The organism is Streptomyces mutabilis, assembly GCF_014649815.1.
GTDB classification, from domain to species: Bacteria; Actinomycetota; Actinomycetes; order Streptomycetales; family Streptomycetaceae; genus Streptomyces; species Streptomyces mutabilis.
Genome location: NZ_BMTT01000136.1, coordinates 1 through 750 on the forward strand (window position 1 = coordinate 1; position 750 = coordinate 750).

General features: G+C 47.9%; 1 rRNA gene. It reads left to right on the plus strand.

The features are described from left to right. Window positions 1-750, plus strand: a 23S ribosomal RNA gene (locus IE142_RS39760); the annotation flags it as partial.

The window sequence follows — 750 nt, forward strand, 5'->3', positions numbered from 1 at the left end:
CGATTCCCTGAGTAGCGGCGAGCGAAACGGGAAGAGCCCAAACCAACAAGCTTGCTTGTTGGGGTTGTAGGACACTCTATACGGAGTTACAAAAGAACATGTTAGACGAATCATCTGGAAAGATGAATCAAAGAAGGTAATAATCCTGTAGTCGAAAACATATTCTCTCTTGAGTGGATCCTGAGTACGACGGAGCACGTGAAATTCCGTCGGAATCTGGGAGGACCATCTCCTAAGGCTAAATACTCTCTAGTGACCGATAGTGAACCAGTACCGTGAGGGAAAGGTGAAAAGTACCCCGGAAGGGGAGTGAAAGAGAACTTGAAACCGTGTGCTTACAAGTAGTCAGAGCCCGTTAATGGGTGATGGCGTGCCTTTTGTAGAATGAACCGGCGAGTTACGATCTGATGCAAGGTTAAGCAGCAAATGTGGAGCCGCAGCGAAAGCGAGTCTGAATAGGGCGTTGAGTATTTGGTCGTAGACCCGAAACCAGGTGATCTACCCTTGGTCAGGTTGAAGTTCAGGTAACACTGAATGGAGGACCGAACCGACTTACGTTGAAAAGTGAGCGGATGAACTGAGGGTAGCGGAGAAATTCCAATCGAACTTGGAGATAGCTGGTTCTCTCCGAAATAGCTTTAGGGCTAGCCTCAAGTGATGATTATTGGAGGTAGAGCACTGTTTGGACGAGGGGCCCCTCTCGGGTTACCGAATTCAGACAAACTCCGAATGCCAATTAATTTAACTTGG